2 pseudogenes are annotated in these 1,481 nt (G+C 42.3%); both read left to right on the top strand.

From position 1 onward, the window contains the following. Positions 1–749 (top strand): annotated as a pseudogene (locus tag ACFIKN_RS07260) (hypothetical protein); the annotation flags it as partial. After that, positions 709–1,481, top strand: a pseudogene (locus ACFIKN_RS07255) (adhesin); the annotation flags it as partial. The pseudogenes ACFIKN_RS07260 and ACFIKN_RS07255, both read left to right, overlap by 41 nt.

Genomic DNA, 1,481 nt, shown 5'->3' with positions numbered 1-1,481 from the left:
GCGATGCGCTGTTGTGGGATAAGGACGCAGAGGCGTTTGTAGCGACGCATGGAGAGAAGGAAAGCAAGAGTAAGATTACATTTCTTTCCAATGGAGAGGTTTCTGCAAGCTCAAGTGATGCGATTAATGGTTCTCAGCTTTTTGATACGAATAAGACTGTTGCATCTTATTTAGGTGGTGGCGCTGAATATAAGGAAGGTCAATGGAGTGCTCCAAGCTTTAAGGTTAAGATTGTCAAAGAAGATGGCAGTGCTGTTGAAGAGCAGAGCTATGATGATGTTGCCAAAGCATTTGCTGGTGTAGGGAATTCATTCACAAATATTCACAAAGAGCTTAAGAATGAGATTAACCAAGTTGTAGGAGATAGTCTTGTTAAGCAAGATGAAAAGACACATGTTATTAGTGTAGGGGGTGAAAAGAGTGGTACAGAAGTTAAGCTTTCGAATATTGATGGTGCTGCACGGATCCTTTCTGGTGTGAAATCAGGAACGCTTTCGGAAGCATCGAGTGATGCAGTGAATGGTTCACAGCTTTTTGCGACCAATCAAAATGTAAGCAGTGTGTCAAACAATCTTGAAACAACAGCTACGAATATAGCTAAATCTTTAGGTGGTGGCGCTGAATATAAGGAAGGTCAATGGAGAGCTCCAAGTTTCAAAGTTAAGACCGTTAATGAGGATGGTAGTGCTGTTGAAGAGCAGAGCTATGATGATGTTGCTAAAGCGTTTGCANCCAAGTTTCAAAGTTAAGACCGTTAATGAGGATGGTAGTGCTGTTGAAGAGCAGAGCTATGATGATGTTGCTAAAGCGTTTGCAGGTGTTGGTGATTCATTCACGAATATTCATAAAGAGCTTCAGAATGAGATTAATAAAGTTGTAGGAGATAGTCTTGTTAAGCAGGATGATGCTACGAAGGTAATCAAGATAGGTGGTGAAAAAGAGGGTAGTGCAATCACAATTGCAAATATGAATGGTGATGCACGTAGTCTCTCTGGCGTGAAAGCTGGCACACTTTCTGAAGGCTCGACAGAAGCAGTGAATGGTTCTCAGCTTTATTCCTTGAATCAGACGCTAGCGACTTATTTTGGTGGTGGCGCTCACTATGAAGATGGTCAATGGGTAGCACCTACTTTCAAAGTTACGACATTTAATGATGATGGTAGTCCAGAAGAGCATAGCTATCCCAATATTGCTGAAGCGTTTGCCTGTGTAAGCAATTCATTTACAAAGCTTCATAATGAGATTTCAGACAATATTGAGCAGAATGCGTTGTTGTGGAGTGATGAAGACAGTGCGTTTGTAGCGCTTCATGGGAAGGGAGATAAAAGAAGTAAGAGCAAACTGAAGTCAGTTTTAGATGGCGATATCTCTGAAGGTTCGACAGAGGCGATTACGGGCAATCAGCTTTATTCCTTGCATCAGACGCTAGCGATGTATTTAGGAGGAGGAGCTAGCTATGAAGGTGGCGAATGGAGGGCTCC

The sequence above is a fragment of the Bartonella sp. CL436QHHD genome, from assembly GCF_042195105.1.
Taxonomy (GTDB): Bacteria; Pseudomonadota; Alphaproteobacteria; order Rhizobiales; family Rhizobiaceae; genus Bartonella.
The sequence above is the reverse complement of the archived record's forward strand: the minus strand, read 5'-3'. Positions and strand labels throughout refer to the sequence as shown.